This window comes from Pseudomonas sp. HPB0071, assembly GCF_000478505.2.
Taxonomy (GTDB): Bacteria; Pseudomonadota; Gammaproteobacteria; order Pseudomonadales; family Pseudomonadaceae; genus Chryseomonas; species Chryseomonas luteola.
This window is the reverse complement of the sequence record NZ_KI517368.1, coordinates 645,061-661,187: the sequence shown is the minus strand read 5'-3', so window position 1 is coordinate 661,187 and position 16,127 is coordinate 645,061. Positions and strand designations below refer to the sequence as shown.

The following is a 16,127-nucleotide window of genomic DNA, read 5'->3' as shown; positions in this document are numbered from 1 at the left end:
GCGCCTGAGGGCATGTCTTCCATCCAAAGGAGCATCAGAAGACATGCATAACCTTAATTAAGGACGGTCTCGGCTCCAACCTCCGCCAAGGCTCTTGAACAGATTGATCTGTGACAAGGCCAGCTGAAGCCTGGTGTCTATCAGGGTATTTTCAGCCTGATACAGCGTGCGCTGACTATCCAATTGCGTCAGGTACTCATCGAGCCCCTGCTGATACCGTTGCTGTGCAAGGACAAGGCTTCGGGCAGCGCTATCACGAAGCCGCTCCTGAGCGTCGAGCTGACGCTGAAGTGGCTGACGCGCAACCAGCTCATCGGACACCTCTTTGAAAGCGGTCTGTATGGATTTTTCATATTCCGCCACACTGATCTCTTTGCGCAGTGTCGCGACCTCAAGCTGTGCGCGGTTACGACCGCCTGTGAAAATTGGCAGGTTGATCTGAGGCGTAAAACTCCATGAGCGATTACCGCCGTTGAACAGGTCTGAAAGTTCTGCGCTGCTAAAACCGGTATTGCCCGTGAGACTGATGCTTGGAAAGAACGCAGCGCGCGCAGCTCCGATAGTGGCGTAATTGGCTTTCAGCCGGGCTTCGGCAGCCTGTATATCCGGTCGGCGGGTCAGCAGATCTGCCGGAAGCCCGGCGGGTAAGGGCTTGTCCAACCCTTGCCTTTCCAGCGAAAGGGCGGGCGACAGATCATGAGGTAATGGTTGACCGAGCAGGAGAGCCATCGCATTGTCCGCCTGTCCTATACTACGCTCCAATGTGGCAAGATCACTGGCAGTTGTCTCTAGCAGTGTCTGGGCCTGAGCGATATCCAGTTCAGAACCAATCCCATAGTCGAAACGTTGATGAATCAATTCCAGACTCTGCTGACGGCTCTCATAGGCCTGCCGGGTTATGGCCATTCTCTCGCGCAGGGCACGCTGGTTGGTATAGGCCGTAGCGATTTCAGCGATCAGTGATAGCTCAACCGAACGTCGCGTCTCCTGCAACGCCAGATATTCACCCAAGGCTGCATCTCGAAGATTGCGGACACGGCCAAAGAGGTCCACTTCGTACGTGCTCAGCCCTACCCCTACGGTATACAGGTTGGTGACCTGGCTTCCACTGCTTACGGCCTGAGCCGGTAGCCCACCGGTGTTTTCCAGCCCGAGCGATGGGGAGCGCTGACGGGTTGCCGAGCCGCTTACGCTCACATTCGGCAACAGGTCCGCCCGCTGGATTCTGTATTGCGCCCGCGCCTCTTCAACGCGAAGCACTGCCATACGCAGGTCACGGTTCTGATTCAGCCCAATCTCGATAAGCCGACGCAGGCGCGGATCTGTAAACAATGCCTGCCAGTCCGGAACCGTTTCAGCTGGGTTCACCGGGGCTGATACCACCGGATAGTCCGCTGGTATAGGTGCAGGGGGCTGCTCGTAGGTAGGCGCCAAAGAGCAGGCACCCAGCAGGCCGGCCAGCAGAAGAACAGTCAACTTACTCATGGCGCTGCCCTCCTCTGGCTTGCGAGCGGGTAAGGCGAGAGACCCAATGCATGACGCTCACAAAAAACACCGGAACAAAGACAACCGCGAAGGTAGCAGTCAGCATGCCACCGATCACGCTTGTGCCAATGGCCTGTTGACTGGCGGAGCTGGCACCCGTCGCAATAGCCAGGGGAACCACACCCAGGATAAATGCAAGCGAGGTCATTACGATCGGACGCAGACGCAGACGTGCTGCCTCGACGGTGGCCTGGAATAGGCTATGGCCCTGGTCATGAAGACTCTTGGCAAACTCGATGATCAGAATCGCATTTTTTGCCGACAGTCCAATGATGGTGATGAGCCCAACCTTGAAGAACACATCGTTTGGCATGCCCCGCAGGACGACTGCGACTACGGCACCCAGGATGCCCAGTGGTACGACCAGCAGAACGGCTGTTGGAATCGACCAACTCTCGTAAAGCGCGGCCAGAACCAAAAAGACAATCAACAAGGACAGTCCCAGCAACAAGGGAGCTTGTGCGCCGGAGGTCTTTTCCTGAAGCGAAAGCCCTGTCCATTCCAGACCAAATCCCTGAGGCAGCTGATCGACCAGACGCTGTATTTCATCCATGGCTTCGCCTGTACTGTGCCCCGCCGAAGGCTCACCCGAAAGGCTGACCGCGGGATAGCCGTTGTAGCGGGTTAGCTGCGCCGGTCCCGTGGTCCACGTTACTTCGCAAAAGGCAGCCAGGGGCACCATCTTGCCGGACGCGTTACGCACCTCAAGCTTGAGGATATCCTCTGCCTGAAGGCGGGAATCGGCCTCGGCCTGAACAATGACCTGCTGCATGCGGCCCAGGTTGGGGAAATCATTCACGTAGGCCGAACCCATGGCAGTTGAAAGCAAGTTGCTGATATCGGCGAACGAGACACCCAGAGCGCTCGCCTGGAGCCGATCGACTTTGACCTCTACCTGTGGCGCTTCGGCCAACGCGGTCTCCCGTACGTTTGCCAGTAGGGCGCTTTTTGCAGCGGCAGACAGCAATGTATCCCGCGCCTTCTGCAAAGCCTCGTATCCTTTTCCGCTTCTGTCCTGCAGACGTAGCTCAAAGCCGCTGGAAGTCCCAAGCCCTTCGATTGGCGGCGGGCTGAGCGAATAGGCAATGGCATCCTGCAGTCCGGCAAATGCCATATTGGCACGCTCGGCAATGGCGTCGGCCGAATCTTCGACACGGCGTTCGGCCCAATCCTTTAATGTGGTAAATGCCAGAGCTGCATTCTGCCCGCTGCCGGAAAAGCTGAAGCCCAGCACCATGGTGGTATTGGCTACGCCAGGTTCCGTAGCATTGTGCGCTTCGATCTGCCGTGCGATTTCAATTGTGCGGTTCTGGCTGGCTCCGGGCGGCAGCTGGATATCGGTAATGGTAAAGCCCTGATCCTCGATAGGCAGAAACGAAGACGGCAGGCGAGTAAAGAGCAGCATGAGCCCTGCAAGCAGCACACCGTAGACCAGCATGTAACGACCTGTACGGCGTATGGCATTGGCGACCCAACGCTGGTAGCCGTCCGCGGCATGATCAAACCGTCGGTTGAACCATCCAAAAAATCCTTTCTTCTCGTGATGTACACCGTGCGGTATCGGCTTGAGTAGCGATGCGCACAGCGCAGGTGTCAAGCTCAGCGCCAGAAACGCCGACAATAGAATCGAAACCGCCATCGAGACAGAAAACTGCTGGTAAATGATTCCGACCGAGCCCGGCATGAATGCCATCGGAATGAATACGGCCGTCAGCACCAGCGTGATTCCGATAATCGCACCGGTAATTTCTGTCATGGCTTTTCGCGTGGCATCCCGAGGCGTCAGGCCTTCGCTGGCCATGATTCGCTCGACGTTCTCAACGACGACAATAGCGTCGTCCACCAGGATACCGATCGCCAATACCATGCCAAACATGGTGAGCACGTTGATGGAAAATCCTAGGGCCAACATGCAGGCAAATGTCCCCATCAAGGCCACAGGAACTACCAGTGCAGGTATCAGGGTATAACGGAGGTTTTGCAGAAACAGAAACATGACGGCAAAGACCAGCACCATGGCTTCGATCAAGGTATGAACCACCTTTTCGATCGAGACCTTGACGAACGGCGACGTATCGTAAGGAATGTCGTAGTTCACACCGGCCGGGAAGTAGTGTGACAGCTCTTCCATCTTGGCTTTGACCAAGGTAGCCGTGCTCATCGCATTACCGCCTGGCGCTAGCTGGATAGCCACAGCGGTGGTCGGCTTGCCATTGAGGCGAGTCCCGAACTGATAGCTTTGGCTGTCCACTTCGACCCGTGCGACATCACCTACGGTAACCGTCGATCCGTCGGCGTTGGCCTTGAGTACGATCGTCGAGAATTCCTCAGGTGTAGACAGCTGCCCTTTCACCTGTACGGCTGCGGTAATTTCCTGCGTGCTGCGGGTAGGCAAGTCGCCGATACTACCGGCGGGCACTTGCACATTCTGATCGCTGATCGCCTGGCTGACATCGGCCGGCGTCAGGTTGAAAGCTACCAGTTTTTGCGGATCAATCCATACTCGCATAGCGCGCTCGGCACCAAACAGCTGGGCCTTGCCCACACCTTCGATACGCTTGAGCTCATTAACGACGTTACGCGCCATGTAGTCGCTCAGACCGGTTTCATCCAGGCGTCCATCGGTAGACGTCAATGTGATCAGCATCAGAAACCCGGCCGAGACCTCTTCGATCTCCAGACCTTGCTGCGTAACCGCTCGAGGCAGTCTGGACTCGATCGTTTTCAAGCGGTTCTGTATATCGACCTTGCCCAGCTCCGGATCAGTACCTGGTTTAAACGTGACCGTAAGCGTCGCCATTCCCTGGCTGCTGCTGGAGGAGAAATAGAGCAGGTGATTGACCCCATTAAGCTCCTGCTCGATCAGACTGACAACACTTTCATCCAGGGTTTGCGCCGTGGCGCCCGGGTAGGTTGCGGTAATCTCGATCTGGGGGGGCGCAACATTGGGATACTGCGCCACCGGAAGATTGGGAATGGCCAGCACACCTGCCAGCAGAATGAACAGGGCGACGACCCAGGCAAATACCGGGCGCCTGATAAAGAAGTCTGGCATTATCGGGCTTCCTTGTCGGCAGGTGCATCGGTTGTAATTCCTGCCTCTTCTGCCTGGACAGGCATCCCCGGCCTGACGTATTGCAGGCCTGCAACGATTACGCGGTCACCTTCATGCAGTCCTTCGTCGATGATCCAGCGATCATTCTGGGCACCGCCAAGACGGACCGTCCGTTCCTCAACCTGATTCTGAGCGTTGACCAGCAAAACATTAGCCTGCCCTGCCGAGTCGCGCTGAACAGCCCGCTGCGGAACACTGATACCTCGCTCGTTCCTGGCCTGTTCAAGGCGCACTCGAACAAAGCTGCCGGGCAGCAAGTCAGCCTGCGGATTGGGAAACTGGCTACGCAGGGTGATCTGCCCTGTGCTTTGATCCACTGTAAGGTCCGAGAACAGCAGTTTTCCGGCTATTGGATACGCTGTACCGTCATCCTGTACGAGCGTTACGGCGGCCTGGTCCTCCCCTACGGTTTGTAACTGCCCCTCCCGCAGCGCACGGCGCAACACGTTGATCTGTCGGGTGGATTGAGTCACATCGGCATAAATAGGCTCGAGTTGCTGAATAATAGCCAGAGGCGTGGCGCTATCCTGCCCTACCAACGCGCCTTCCGTGACCAATGCCTTGCCGATGCGCCCGGAGATGGGTGCTGTGACGGTGGCATACCCCAGATTGAGCCGGGCACGTTTGAGCGTGGCCTGCGCAGCAGAGACTTCGGCTTCTGCCTGCAAAAAGGCAGCGTGCGCATTTTCGAAGTCCTGCTGGCTGACGGCGTGAGTCTTGATCAATGCAGAATAACGCTCGGCCTGCAAATGGGCCTGATAGCGATTGGCCTGGGCTTTTTTCAGGCCTGCCACGGCGCTGTCGACGTCCGCCTGCAGCGGCGCGGGGTCAATCCGAAACAATACGTCGCCTTGCTTGACCTGGCTTCCCTCACGGTAAACCCGTTGCAGCAGAACGCCTGCTACGCGGGCTCTCACTTCCGCCACTCGGGGCGCTACCAAACGGCCATTGAGTTCAGTCACCAAGCTAAGCGGCTGAGGTTTGATCGTCTCGACGGTGACAGACGTATCGGGTGCTTGCTGTGCAGAGGGCGCTGGGCGGTCACATCCTGTCAGCGCTAGTAACATCAATAAGCAAAAGGGGCGTAGGGAAAACTTAACGGGCGGCATCATGGTGTGCATCCTTCAGGAACAGCGCCATGCTAAAAGCCCCGCCCTGTCGGCTTTGTAAAAGCTTGTAGGGCATTTGTTAAAAAGTGTAATGACCGCTACAGAAGCTGTCGGGTTTGTTTATGCTCTTTCAAACCCTTCAGCGTGTCCTGCTATGCCTACCATCCTGCTGGTCGAAGACGATACCGCCCTGGCTGAACTGATTGCCACCTACCTGACACGTCATGCCTTCGCGGTTTCCATACTGTCCCGGGGCGACGAGGTTCAAGCGCATGTCCGGAAAAGATACCCGGATCTGGTCATCCTGGATCTTATGCTGCCGGGGCTTGATGGCTTGCAGGTGTGCCGCCAGCTCCGCGCAGACCATGCTGGCCTTCCTATTCTCATGCTCACCGCCCGCGACGATAGTCATGATCAAGTGGTCGGTCTCGAGTTGGGAGCGGATGACTACGTCACCAAACCCTGTGAACCACGGGTGCTATTGGCCAGGATTCGTACGCTGCTCCGGCGCAGCCAGCCGGAAACAGTTCGCAAAGATGCTTCGCGTGTCACCTTTGGTCGTCTGGAAATCGATTTAACCGAACGGGTTGTTCAGTGGCGGGACCAGCCGATCGAGCTGTCATCAGGCGAATTCGATCTTCTGGTAGCCCTGACTCGTCATGCCGGTGAAGTACAGAGTCGAGACCAGCTCTTGCAACAGGTACGTGGTATCGAGTTTAACGGTATCGATCGCTCCATTGATGTCGCCATCTCGAAGTTGCGCCGCAAATTCGAAGATACCTCTGGCGAAGCGCGCAGGATCAAAACGGTTTGGGGCAAGGGCTATCTCTTCAGCCGCTCCGAGTGGGAAGACTAGGATGTACCGGTCATGCTGAAGGTTCTGATCCGTTTATACCTGGTGGTGCTGGTTACCTTCAGCCTCGCCAACTATGTAGTGCCCGAACTTGTCGTTTCATTGTCCAAAGATCGTTACATTGCATGGAATCTGGATCAGTTCAGAGGTCAGATGGCCTTGATCCAGCAACGATTCCTGGAGCGCCCCAAAACAGAATGGGCTCAGTTAGAAAGGGAACTCAAGACCTCTTTTGCACCGCTTGAGGTCAGTCTTCGAGAAATGGCAAACGCTCAGTTGAGTCCGGATGAGCGTGAACAACTTGAACAAGGGCTCATGGTCATACACCTCGGTGAGTATGGCCTGCCTGATACGGTCATGGCTCCGCTGGACAATGAGCATTTCATAGAAGAGTCCAGCCCCCCCCTTCCTCTGGATATCAACCTGCTGTTCTGGGCCATGAACGTCCTGACAGGCGCAGCGCTTCTGGCCTGTCTGCTGCTCTGGCTACGTCCTCATTGGCGGGACCTGGAATCGCTGAGGCGTACCGCCTCAGCATTGGGCAGGGGAAACCTGTCTGCCCGAACTCACCTCTCCTCACGGTCCAACATTGCCGAGCTGGGCCATGTATTCGACTCGATGGCCACCGATATCGAGCGCCTGCTCAATCAGCAGCAGGAGCTGCTCAATGCAGTATCCCATGAACTTCGCACTCCGCTTTCCCGGCTCGACTTCGGCCTGGCCCTGGCGTTGTCCGAAGATATTCCAGAAGCCTCTCGTACCCGCCTACTGGACATGACCCGTCACGTTCGCGAGCTGGACGAACTGGTACTGGAGCTGTTGTCTTACAGTCGGCTGCACAGCGTGGCCGCTCAGTTGGAGCGGGTCGAACTCAATCTGGGTGAGTTTATCGATAGCATCGTTGGAGGGTTCGCTGAAGAACTGGAGCAGCGTGGAATCCTCTTGGAGGTGGACATGGCGATGGAGAAACAGCGAGTAAGTCTGGAGCCTCGTCTGACAGCCAGAGCATTACAGAACCTGATCCGAAATGCCATTCGCTACTGTAACCACCGCATCCGCCTGAGCGTAAGTGCTTTGGATCAGGATCATTATCAGATCACAGTTGAAGATGACGGCATTGGCATCCCGGAGGCAGAGCATGAAAAGATCTTCGAGCCCTTTTACCGGCTCGACCGCAGCCGCGACCGCACAACAGGCGGCTTCGGGCTTGGCCTTGCCATCAGCCGCAGAGCGATCGAGACTCAAAACGGGACATTAGCTGCAGACACCTCACCCTTGGGCGGCGCACGTTTCCGCCTGAACATGTCATTTCATACGTAGCAACCGAGAGACTCTATGTTCTTTTCTCTACTGGCCGCCACCTTTGTCGTTGCATTCATCACTTCCGCCACAGTCGTCGCCTTGTTCAACCATTCGACCAAGGCTGTCCTGGCCCGAATTATCAAGGATGACGTCAGTAGCGCCTGGCATCGATACATCACGTTCGCCAGCTTTGTGGTAGGTATTTCAGGTGGCGTGCGAATTTACGATCTTGAGCGCTATATCAGCGCGCAGACTACGGATGCTCAGGTACTAGTGCTTAATTCAGAACGCTGGACGCTCGAGATCTATCGCTCGTTGATTGAAACATTACAAAGCATCGCCTGGATGTATCTTGTCGTGTTTGTCGTTGCGTTGATTGCCTTTGTGATTGTTCGCGGAATCGAGGCTCGACATTCAAGATCCTGATGATGCCAATACCACAACTAGCGTTTTGGATGCATGCAAAGGTTATTAGGCTTATTGTGCTTGCGAATAGATGACTACATTCGCCCACCGAGCATGCTCACGACAACCAAACCAAGTGGATATAAAGTCCATACAAAGGCCGCACATGCCCAGTGACAACAGTAAGCGTCCGTGGGGGGCTGAACCGGATATGCGGCTCGGGTAGGCCAGATCCTTAACCAGCGATGGATACCGTTACTTGGGTCCTACGGTAAGAAACCGAGCCAAGCGTGGCGATAACGACAGAACTCACGAACCAACGCGTCACGCTTGGCATGATGAAAGGCGCCGATGCAAAGGTAATCAGCAGGTTACTCCCAATAAAGCCACCCAATATGCGAACCTCAAAATAAGGTGGCATAGATGTAGAATGTTCATGACTAACGTACGGTTTAAGGGATCAATCAGGCCGGTTCCGGGGCAGCAATGGCGGTTGGCATGGTAGCTCTCCAGCTGCAATGAATGTACGACAACTTTTGTCGAAGTGCGCCGCGGGAGCTTGAACGGTTGTGCTGTGTTTGGAACGTATGTGCTATTGATTGCGCTTTTTAGGCCGTTCCTCTGCTTTCGAGTGCCTATCACTGCACACTTGATTAACCGAGGTCAGGCAGCTTTAACCAACAGGCAGGCTCTCGGCTTTATTGTCCACCAAAATGTGACTATTTTTCGTTTTTCACCTAGTTACTTATTTAATCAGGCGACATTAAGCTTTCTTTCATACCGCTTCGGCACCTCCGCGAAGCCCTTGAACCCTTAATGGAAGAACTGAACATGACTAATTTGAACGCCTCTCAAGCCTATACCGCCACTATTGGACGCCTGTTGCTAGGTACACTGTTTCTGTTCAGCGGTATTGGCAAGCTGGCCGCGCCTGCTGCAACCATGGGTTACATCGGGTCCGTCGGCATACCGTTTCCACTTCTGGCCTACTTGGGGGCGATTGGCGTTGAGCTAGGGTTGGCCAGCCTGTTGCTTGTGGGCTACAAGACCCGCTGGGTAGCAGCCATCATGGCAGGCTTTACCCTCATGACTGCGGTGGTCTTCCACAATAACCTTGCTGATCAGAACCAGCTGATCCACTTTCTGAAGAACATCGCCATTACCGGTGGCCTGTTGCAGGTCGTAGCCTTCGGTAGCGGCGCCTTCAGCTTGGACGGCGCTCTTAGCAAACGTCGTCTCGCTCTCGCCTGACTTGATACCGCACGGTACGCCGCCTAAAAGGCGTACCGCCCTGCCCCGCACGATCAAAGAGACCCGCCGCCATGCCGTCCGTAATGAGCGCCTTGCTGACTGGAAATGCCGTGTTGCTGTTCGTGAATGTCTTCGCCGAGCAGTTGGGCGCACCGTTACCGTCCTATCCGTTTCTGGTCGCTTCAGGCGCCTCTGCCGACGCACCCATGAGGCTGGTCGAGTTTCTATTGCTCGCTTCGTTGGCGTGTGTCCTTGCAGACCTAGCCTGGTACTGGGCAGGTCGTCGTCACGGCGAGCGTATTCTCGCATGGCTTGCAAAACTACCCTTCTCTCATCGTAGGAACGCCGGTACCTGCTCGGCTCGCTTCGCAGAGCGGGGCGCTCAATGGTTGCTGGTGTCCAAATTCGTACCGGGCATGGGAGCGGTCGCCACGTTGATGGCAGGCGCACAGCGAATGTCGCTGGCTCAATTTCTGGTGTACGACATTCTGGGTTCAATGTTGTGGGCTGGTTCAGCGCTGGCGTTAGGGCATGCCTTTCAGGCCCCGGTGCTCTTGGCGCTGGACATGGTTCAGGAATACCTACTCCCCGGGCTGGCTGCTGCCGGGCTGATGCTTGCCGCAGCCCTGCTGGCGGCACATCACCTGAAACACCGTGCCACACACCATCAGGCGAGACACCTTAATCAGCAAGCCGTCACCCATCCTCGATAACCGGCGAATCAGCCTTTTACAGAGCCTTTGGTCGAAGCGTCTTTAATCCGCACGTTCAGCGTCACGGCATTGCCGGCTTTTCAACAGGTCAATCGGTTCCCCGTCTACACAGTGATAATGCCGAGGTCCTGCATGAGTCGCGCTGGCAGGTGGGGGCATTACCTTATTGGCCGGCTGGCTGGTGCAAACCGATATCGAAAGCGGTCGACTGACTCGGCTATTTCCGGATCACTACGTAAATCCGAATCAGGCCAGTGCCGCCATTTCGGCGCTGTATATGCCCAATCGGCGCGGCTCAAGGCGGGTCAGCGCCTTTATCGAATTTTGCGAGGGACGCCTTTCCACTCGCCAGGCATTGCGCCTGACGCAACGCTGCGTTGTTCTGCAGTCCAATTCTCTCGCGCTGCCCCCCTCTTTAAGGTATGCCTCATCAAAGGCAGAATGAAGCACCCGCTATGCACCCGACTGATCGTAACATTATCCGGGCTGTTTTCTGCTCTAGGTGTGGGGCCGGTAGTAGTTGTGCAGATACAGAAGATAGAGTAGCACCTCGCCTGGAGCCCATCGGGAGTAAAGGCACCTCCGCACCTGAGGCGAAGAGATAAGAAAAGATGAGAGTCAAACCTTCTGACTTTATGGCCTTTCCTGGTTACCTGAAACGCGACCTGACGGAGCATTACCCCTACAGGCAGACCACCAATAGACGTGTTCTCACACGCTTATATTGAACAAGCGGGTCTCGCTCCATTCTGTTTGTCGATTTTCTTGAAAAGACCTTGAACCGACTTGAATAACCGTTGCCTTGCCAAGAGACTTTAATGAGTACCGCATCGATGATCGAACATGAGTATTCTACTACTACACTATCAAAAGGGCTGGTATTACTTTTTGCCTTTTGCTGTGCCGCTATTGTGGCCAATCTCTATTACTCACAGCCCATCATCGATCTGATCGCTCCCGCCGTCGGACTCAGCGAGCACGATGCCAGCCTGATCGTCTCGCTGACCCAAATCGGATATGCCCTGGGGCTGCTCCTTTTAGTTCCGCTGGCCGATCTCCTGGAAAATCGTCGTCTGATGGTTATCACGGTTCTCGCCTCGGCTGTCATGCTGATGGCGGCGGGCCTTTCGACCCAACCCAGCGTCTTTCTAGTGGTCTCGCTGCTAATTGGTGTCAGCTCGGTGGCCGTACAGATACTGATTCCGCTGGCCGCCCATCTTGCTCCCGAACAGTCACGTGGGCGCATTGTGGGCACCATCATGAGCGGACTGCTGCTGGGTATCCTGCTGGCACGTCCGGCCTCTAGCCTGATAGCCGATCACTTCGGCTGGCGTACCGTGTTTTTTACTAGCGCCCTGATTATGCTGGCGATTGCAGGCGTGGTCTTGAAAGTGGTTCCCACACGTCAACCGTCCCACCAGGCACACTATGGCCAGCTCCTGTTGTCACTGGTTCATCTCTTCACACGTGAATCTGTGCTACGCCAGCGCTCGTTGTATCAGGGGTTGATGTTTGCCGCCTTCAGCCTGTTCTGGACGGCCGCGCCCCTTGAGTTGATCCGCCATTATGGTCTGTCACAAACCCAGATTGCCGTCTTTGCTCTGGTAGGTGCTGTCGGCGCAGTGTCTGCACCGATTGCAGGACGCCTTGCCGATGCAGGCCATACCCATCGCGCCTCGGCAGTTGCCATGCTGCTTGCCGCCCTGAGTTTTCTACCAGCGCTGGTTCATTCGCCTTATGGGGTCGTCAGCTTGGCAATAACTGGCATCCTGCTCGACTTTGCCGTGCAGATGAACATGGTTCTGGGTCAACGTGCCGTCTATATGTTAGATGCCAAGAGCCGCGCCCGTTTGAACGGCCTGTACATGACCAGCATCTTTATCGGAGGTGCCATGGGATCAGCGATAGCCAGCACTGTTTATGAACGAGGCGGCTGGTCAGCCATTGTTCTTGTGGGCAGTAGCCTACCGCTGCTGGCCCTGTTGTTCTTCGGCATTGGTCGCTTACGAGGCGCCAACGCATGATTGGGCTTTGATCACCGAGGCGGTCTTTTCGAGCCGCCTTTTTTCGTATCGCGTCGGCTTATTAGCTACGAGGGGCTGCCACAAAATTCACCATCCACTGCGCGATCAGGGCGCCCTGATGTGGCTGCTCCAACGAACTTACAGCCGTCTCGTACTGTTCGGCGGAAAAAACTGATTGGCGCCTTACCAACAGCCGGTTCGCATACTCGGCTACAAACTCCGGATGCCCCTGAAAGCACAACACCTGATCGTCCATGACGAACGCTGCATTCGGGCAGTAATCGCTACTGGCCAGGCACTGCGCGGCAGGAGGCAGCGCCGTGACCTGGTCCTGGTGCGAGACGATCAGCGTGACATTCTCCAGCGGAGGCTGCTGCCAGGAAAAGCCCTGCGCGACCTCGAAACGCTGTACCCCAATTCCCCACCCTCCCTTGGCGCGTTCGGCCACCCCTCCTAGCGCCAGGGCCAGCAACTGATGACCAAAGCAGATGCCCAAGAGCTTGTCACCTTGCTCATAACGCTGTTGTACATAGGTCTTGAGACGCTGAATCCAGGGCTCTTCGCCAAAGGAATCCGCTTTGCTGCCGGTAACCAGATACGCATCAAAGCGGGCATCATCCGGTGGGTAGTGGCCTTCGACGACGTTATATACCGTGCATTCAACCTGCTCCGGCACCTGCTCGAACAGACGAACAAACATGGCGCCATAGCCGTCGTACAGCTCGGCCAGTTCAGGGACAAGAATATCGGTTTCGAGAACACAGATCCGAGCAGACATGGGACTCCGAGGCATTAGCAAGGGATATGAGAACCGCTGCGCGACAGCGCAGGCAGCAGAAATATGGTACGTCAGCTCAGGAGTGCGGTTCTACCCGGAGCCATCCTTTTCGCTCCTCCTCCCTGCGAACTCAATGTTCATGGAAGCGTTTTTCCTGCGCCTTGCCGCGAACTTATTGAACACAATGCCATCAGTAAATTTTACAAAATGTGTATTCAGCGATAGCACTTTCGAGGCCAAGTGCACTCCACGTTTCATATAAATAGAAAAACACTATTTAACGTAGAGCACTCTTTTGGCCTACCACATCCGCTGTACATTTTATTCAATCAAAAGGAGCAGTACGTTCACGGAAGTCATGAGCAACTTTGACAGGATCAAGGAGATAAAGGCGCATGGCTATAGTTTCGCACAAGCATCAGGATGAAGAGCTTTACTGTCCAGACCATACCCGAACGTTCGATTACTTCGAAGAATTGCTCGATCTTGCCGGAATCAAGGTCAACGGCTCCAACCCTTGGGACATCCGGCTGCATAACAAGGGCGTTCCAGAGCAGGCATTAGCCCGAGGCAACCTGGGCCTGGGCGAGACGTACGTCAATGGCGACTGGGACGTCGACCGGGTGGATGAATTCATCTATCGCATCCTGACGGCAGACTTGCCCTCGCGCATACAGCCATCACGGTTGGTTCTCCACTACCTGAGAAGTCAACTGTTCAACCTTCAGAGTCAGAGCCGAGCCTGGCAGGTTGGACAAGTGCATTATGATCTGGGTAATGATTTCTACGCCGCCATGCTGGATCCGCGGATGACGTATACCTGCGGTTACTGGAAAAATGCGACGGACCTTGCTTCTGCCCAAGAGGCCAAACTTGACCTCATCTGCCGAAAGCTAGGCCTGCGTCCCGGTATGAAAGTGTTGGATATCGGCTGCGGCTGGGGCAGCTTCATGGGCTACGCAGCCGAGCATTATGGTGTCACGTGTGTGGGGGTTACGATTTCAAGAGAGCAGGCCGAATTTGCCAAACGCAAATATGCAGGCCTGCCGCTCGAATTCAGGTTGCAGGATTATCGTGACCTGGACGACACCTACGACCATATTGTCAGCATCGGTATGTTCGAGCACGTCGGGCGCAAGAATCACAGGACGTTTATGGAGGTCGCTCATCGCTGTTTAAAGGATAATGGACTCTTTCTGCTTCATACCATTGGCAAGAATCAGCGGCATTCCGCTCCCGATCCCTGGATCGACAAATATATTTTCCCTAACGGGGACCTTCCCTCGATTGGTCAGATAGGCGATGCCCTTGATGAATTATTTGTAGCTGAAGACCTGCATAACTTCGGAGCGGATTACGACAAGACGCTAATGGCCTGGTTTAAGCACTTTGATGCTGCCTGGCCAAGCTTTGAGAAAAAACTCGGCACACGCTTCTATCGCATGTGGACGTATTACCTGCAGTCTTGCGCTGCCGCCTTTCGCGCCCGGAATATCCAGTTGTGGCAGTGGGTGTTATCCAAGCGGGGCGTGCCGGGCGGCTATAACCGGCTGAGCTGAGTCTTCGCAATCGGCCCAGGCACAAGAACCATGCCTGGGTCGGTTTACCTTCAGGGCTGCGAATGCGCGCCATGATTTTGAGACCCAGTGGGATCCTTGATTTGGATGATCCTTCCCTTTTGCCAGGCATCGGCACCGGGATCGATGGCCGGAGCGACGATATCGGCCCGGGCAGCTTTTTTTGCCTTGCTGTCGATGCCCATACGACGATCACGCGCCTCGACCATCTGTGGATTGGCTTGGCCGTCGGCAGTAAATCCCATCATTAACTGAGGGACACCCAGCGGTAAGGTCTTGTCTTGGTCGGTGTGCCAGGTATGCCAGGTTTTTCCATACGTATGAACAAGCTTTTCCATCAGCTTATGCTCCGCCGGTTCGGGTATCCCGGGTGCTACCAGCTGCCCCGATTTCACCTCGTGGACATGGCTGTGCCACAGGGCTTTCTCCGCGGCAGGCAGCTGCTTAAGGAGCGCCTCATCGATGATGTACTCCACGCCCATGATCTTGGCATCCCTGGTATTGCCGTCATAAATGACACACTGGATGACCTGTTCGTTAAGGACCGAGCAGTAGTGATGAGCCTCCATCTGCCCATGCGGGTGTCCGTTGTAGAAATGGAAACCGTCCAGGTAGGCATTGAGGGCGTCGATAGGCGGCTTGCTTTGCAACACGTCGGCACCGGTTTCCAGGGTCTTGGTCATCGCCTGCTTGGGCGCACCGGGCGCAGTGACATAGGACTCCGTATTACCGCCGCTGGAGCAGGCGGCCAATAGGCACACCAGGGAAAGGGGAATCGCTCTTGCATTGACGCTCATGAGACACCTGTAATGATTACGCGAAATCATTTTCAGCGTAATAGAGATCTCCAGGAGCGCAACGAGGCAAGAGCTGAAGATAGGTTGCGCAACCCATGCGCCAAACGAGCGGCTGAGTCATGCAAAAAGAGAGGCTACAAGCGATAGAGCGAATGCAGCCTCACTTTTAGTCACTGTTGCCTTACTCTTCCGGTAATTCAACTAAAGGCTATGGCCTGTCCACAGTGCTCGCCAATCGTCCTGCAGGAGCCCAACGGGCCACAAGCGCACTACCACTTAGACATGGTGTTCAACCCTTCCGCATGCGCCGCACCCACATATGTTCAAGGCTGCCAGGGTTCGCCTTTGGTCTTTTCGGTGCGTTTCAATCGCTGTTGCATTGCGCTTTTACACAGAATTTGAGCGCTGACGGGCGCGGTAATGAACAAAAACAGGGGAATCAGCAATTCATGCAGGCTCAGGCCATCGTGCTGGGTTGTGAAATACAGCATGGATGCAATGACGGTACTGCCTACGCCCAACGTCGTGGCCTTGGTTGGGCCATGCAGCCGGGTAAAGAAATCAGGCAGCCGTAACAGTCCAATCGAGCCAATCAACGTAAATACGCTACCCACCAGGAGTAATACACAAACGATACCTTCAAGCCATGGGTTCATAT

The 16,127-nt window shown here is 55.4% G+C and carries 13 protein-coding genes and 1 pseudogene; 8 read left to right on the top strand and 6 right to left on the bottom strand.

What is annotated here, in order from left to right; translation table 11 throughout:
- Positions 1 to 57: 57 nt before the first annotated feature.
- From HMPREF1487_RS22515 to HMPREF1487_RS22505, 3 genes are read right to left on the bottom strand one after another with little or no spacing between them, the layout of a single operon-like run.
- Positions 58 to 1,485 (bottom strand): efflux transporter outer membrane subunit, encoded by a 1,428-nt coding sequence (locus tag HMPREF1487_RS22515; RefSeq protein WP_010799069.1) that lies wholly within the window; start codon positions 1,483 to 1,485, stop codon positions 58 to 60.
- Positions 1,478 to 4,600 carry an efflux RND transporter permease subunit gene (locus HMPREF1487_RS22510; RefSeq protein WP_010799068.1) on the bottom strand — a complete coding sequence of 1,041 codons (3,123 nt, stop codon included), beginning with the start codon at positions 4,598 to 4,600 and terminating at the stop codon, positions 1,478 to 1,480. The genes HMPREF1487_RS22515 and HMPREF1487_RS22510 overlap by 8 nt, the downstream gene beginning before the upstream one ends.
- On the bottom strand, positions 4,600 to 5,772 hold the full coding sequence (locus HMPREF1487_RS22505; RefSeq protein WP_010799067.1) for an efflux RND transporter periplasmic adaptor subunit: 1,173 nt from the start codon (positions 5,770 to 5,772) through the stop codon (positions 4,600 to 4,602). Before HMPREF1487_RS22505 ends, HMPREF1487_RS22510 begins: the two co-directional genes overlap by 1 nt.
- A 151-nt stretch (positions 5,773 to 5,923) precedes the next feature.
- On the opposite strand from HMPREF1487_RS22505, the gene HMPREF1487_RS22500 reads away from it, so the two are divergent.
- The 7 genes and pseudogenes from HMPREF1487_RS22500 to HMPREF1487_RS22470 all read left to right on the top strand — a co-directional run bounded on the left by HMPREF1487_RS22500 (position 5,924) and on the right by HMPREF1487_RS22470 (position 12,317).
- On the top strand, positions 5,924 to 6,625 hold the full coding sequence (locus tag HMPREF1487_RS22500; RefSeq protein WP_010799066.1) for a response regulator: 702 nt from the start codon (positions 5,924 to 5,926) through the stop codon (positions 6,623 to 6,625).
- A gap of 12 nt (positions 6,626 to 6,637) precedes the next feature.
- Entirely contained in the window at positions 6,638 to 7,942 is a 1,305-nt protein-coding gene (locus HMPREF1487_RS22495) for an ATP-binding protein (RefSeq protein ID WP_010799065.1), read from the top strand.
- 15 nt (positions 7,943 to 7,957) lie between these two features.
- The gene (locus HMPREF1487_RS22490; protein WP_010799064.1) at positions 7,958 to 8,350 is read left to right on the top strand and encodes a hypothetical protein; all 393 of its coding nucleotides are present in this window, start codon (positions 7,958 to 7,960) and stop codon (positions 8,348 to 8,350) included.
- An 810-nt stretch (positions 8,351 to 9,160) separates the two neighbouring features.
- Positions 9,161 to 9,580, top strand: a complete 420-nt coding sequence (locus HMPREF1487_RS22485) for a DoxX family protein (RefSeq protein ID WP_010799063.1) — start codon at positions 9,161 to 9,163, stop codon at positions 9,578 to 9,580.
- A gap of 71 nt (positions 9,581 to 9,651) precedes the next feature.
- Complete coding sequence (locus tag HMPREF1487_RS22480; protein WP_010799062.1) at positions 9,652 to 10,293, top strand: DedA family protein; 642 nt, start codon at positions 9,652 to 9,654, stop codon at positions 10,291 to 10,293.
- A 104-nt stretch (positions 10,294 to 10,397) separates the two neighbouring features.
- Positions 10,398 to 10,633 (top strand): annotated as a pseudogene (locus HMPREF1487_RS28090) (LysR substrate-binding domain-containing protein); the annotation flags it as partial.
- A gap of 478 nt (positions 10,634 to 11,111) precedes the next feature.
- A complete protein-coding gene (locus HMPREF1487_RS22470) occupies positions 11,112 to 12,317 on the top strand; it encodes an MFS transporter (protein ID WP_112297990.1) in 1,206 nt (401 codons plus the stop codon).
- 61 nt (positions 12,318 to 12,378) lie between these two features.
- Here HMPREF1487_RS22470 and HMPREF1487_RS22465 read toward each other — a convergent pair whose 3' ends face one another.
- On the bottom strand, positions 12,379 to 13,095 hold the full coding sequence (locus tag HMPREF1487_RS22465) for an amidotransferase (protein WP_010799059.1): 717 nt from the start codon (positions 13,093 to 13,095) through the stop codon (positions 12,379 to 12,381).
- 395 nt (positions 13,096 to 13,490) lie between these two features.
- Here HMPREF1487_RS22465 and cfa point away from each other — a divergent pair, with 395 nt between their 5' ends.
- Positions 13,491 to 14,654 carry a cyclopropane fatty acyl phospholipid synthase gene (gene cfa / locus HMPREF1487_RS22460; protein WP_010799058.1) on the top strand — a complete coding sequence of 388 codons (1,164 nt, stop codon included), beginning with the start codon at positions 13,491 to 13,493 and terminating at the stop codon, positions 14,652 to 14,654.
- 50 nt (positions 14,655 to 14,704) lie between these two features.
- Here cfa and HMPREF1487_RS22455 read toward each other — a convergent pair whose 3' ends face one another.
- Both HMPREF1487_RS22455 and HMPREF1487_RS22450 read right to left on the bottom strand, forming a co-directional pair.
- A complete protein-coding gene (locus HMPREF1487_RS22455) occupies positions 14,705 to 15,469 on the bottom strand; it encodes an OBAP family protein (protein WP_010799057.1) in 765 nt (254 codons plus the stop codon).
- A 323-nt stretch (positions 15,470 to 15,792) separates the two neighbouring features.
- Positions 15,793 to 16,125 carry a Na+/H+ antiporter subunit G gene (locus HMPREF1487_RS22450; protein WP_010799056.1) on the bottom strand — a complete coding sequence of 111 codons (333 nt, stop codon included), beginning with the start codon at positions 16,123 to 16,125 and terminating at the stop codon, positions 15,793 to 15,795.
- Between the last annotated feature and the right edge of the window lie 2 nt (positions 16,126 to 16,127).

Excerpts from the sequence above, each read along its gene's own strand:
- HMPREF1487_RS22465 (WP_010799059.1), bottom strand. The coding sequence starts at position 13,095 with ATGTCTGCTCGGATCTGTGTTCTCGAAACCGATATTCTTGTCCCTGAA.
- HMPREF1487_RS22490 (WP_010799064.1), top strand. The coding sequence starts at position 7,958 with ATGTTCTTTTCTCTACTGGCCGCCACCTTTGTCGTTGCATTCATCACT.
- HMPREF1487_RS22480 (WP_010799062.1), top strand. The coding sequence starts at position 9,652 with ATGCCGTCCGTAATGAGCGCCTTGCTGACTGGAAATGCCGTGTTGCTG.
- HMPREF1487_RS22455 (WP_010799057.1), bottom strand. The coding sequence starts at position 15,469 with ATGAGCGTCAATGCAAGAGCGATTCCCCTTTCCCTGGTGTGCCTATTG.
- HMPREF1487_RS22510 (WP_010799068.1), bottom strand. The coding sequence starts at position 4,600 with ATGCCAGACTTCTTTATCAGGCGCCCGGTATTTGCCTGGGTCGTCGCC.
- HMPREF1487_RS22470 (WP_112297990.1), top strand. The coding sequence starts at position 11,112 with ATGAGTACCGCATCGATGATCGAACATGAGTATTCTACTACTACACTA.
- HMPREF1487_RS22495 (WP_010799065.1), top strand. The coding sequence starts at position 6,638 with ATGCTGAAGGTTCTGATCCGTTTATACCTGGTGGTGCTGGTTACCTTC.
- HMPREF1487_RS22500 (WP_010799066.1), top strand. The coding sequence starts at position 5,924 with ATGCCTACCATCCTGCTGGTCGAAGACGATACCGCCCTGGCTGAACTG.
- cfa (WP_010799058.1), top strand. The coding sequence starts at position 13,491 with ATGGCTATAGTTTCGCACAAGCATCAGGATGAAGAGCTTTACTGTCCA.
- HMPREF1487_RS22505 (WP_010799067.1), bottom strand. The coding sequence starts at position 5,772 with ATGATGCCGCCCGTTAAGTTTTCCCTACGCCCCTTTTGCTTATTGATG.
- HMPREF1487_RS22485 (WP_010799063.1), top strand. The coding sequence starts at position 9,161 with ATGACTAATTTGAACGCCTCTCAAGCCTATACCGCCACTATTGGACGC.
- HMPREF1487_RS22515 (WP_010799069.1), bottom strand. The coding sequence starts at position 1,485 with ATGAGTAAGTTGACTGTTCTTCTGCTGGCCGGCCTGCTGGGTGCCTGC.
- HMPREF1487_RS22450 (WP_010799056.1), bottom strand. The coding sequence starts at position 16,125 with ATGAACCCATGGCTTGAAGGTATCGTTTGTGTATTACTCCTGGTGGGT.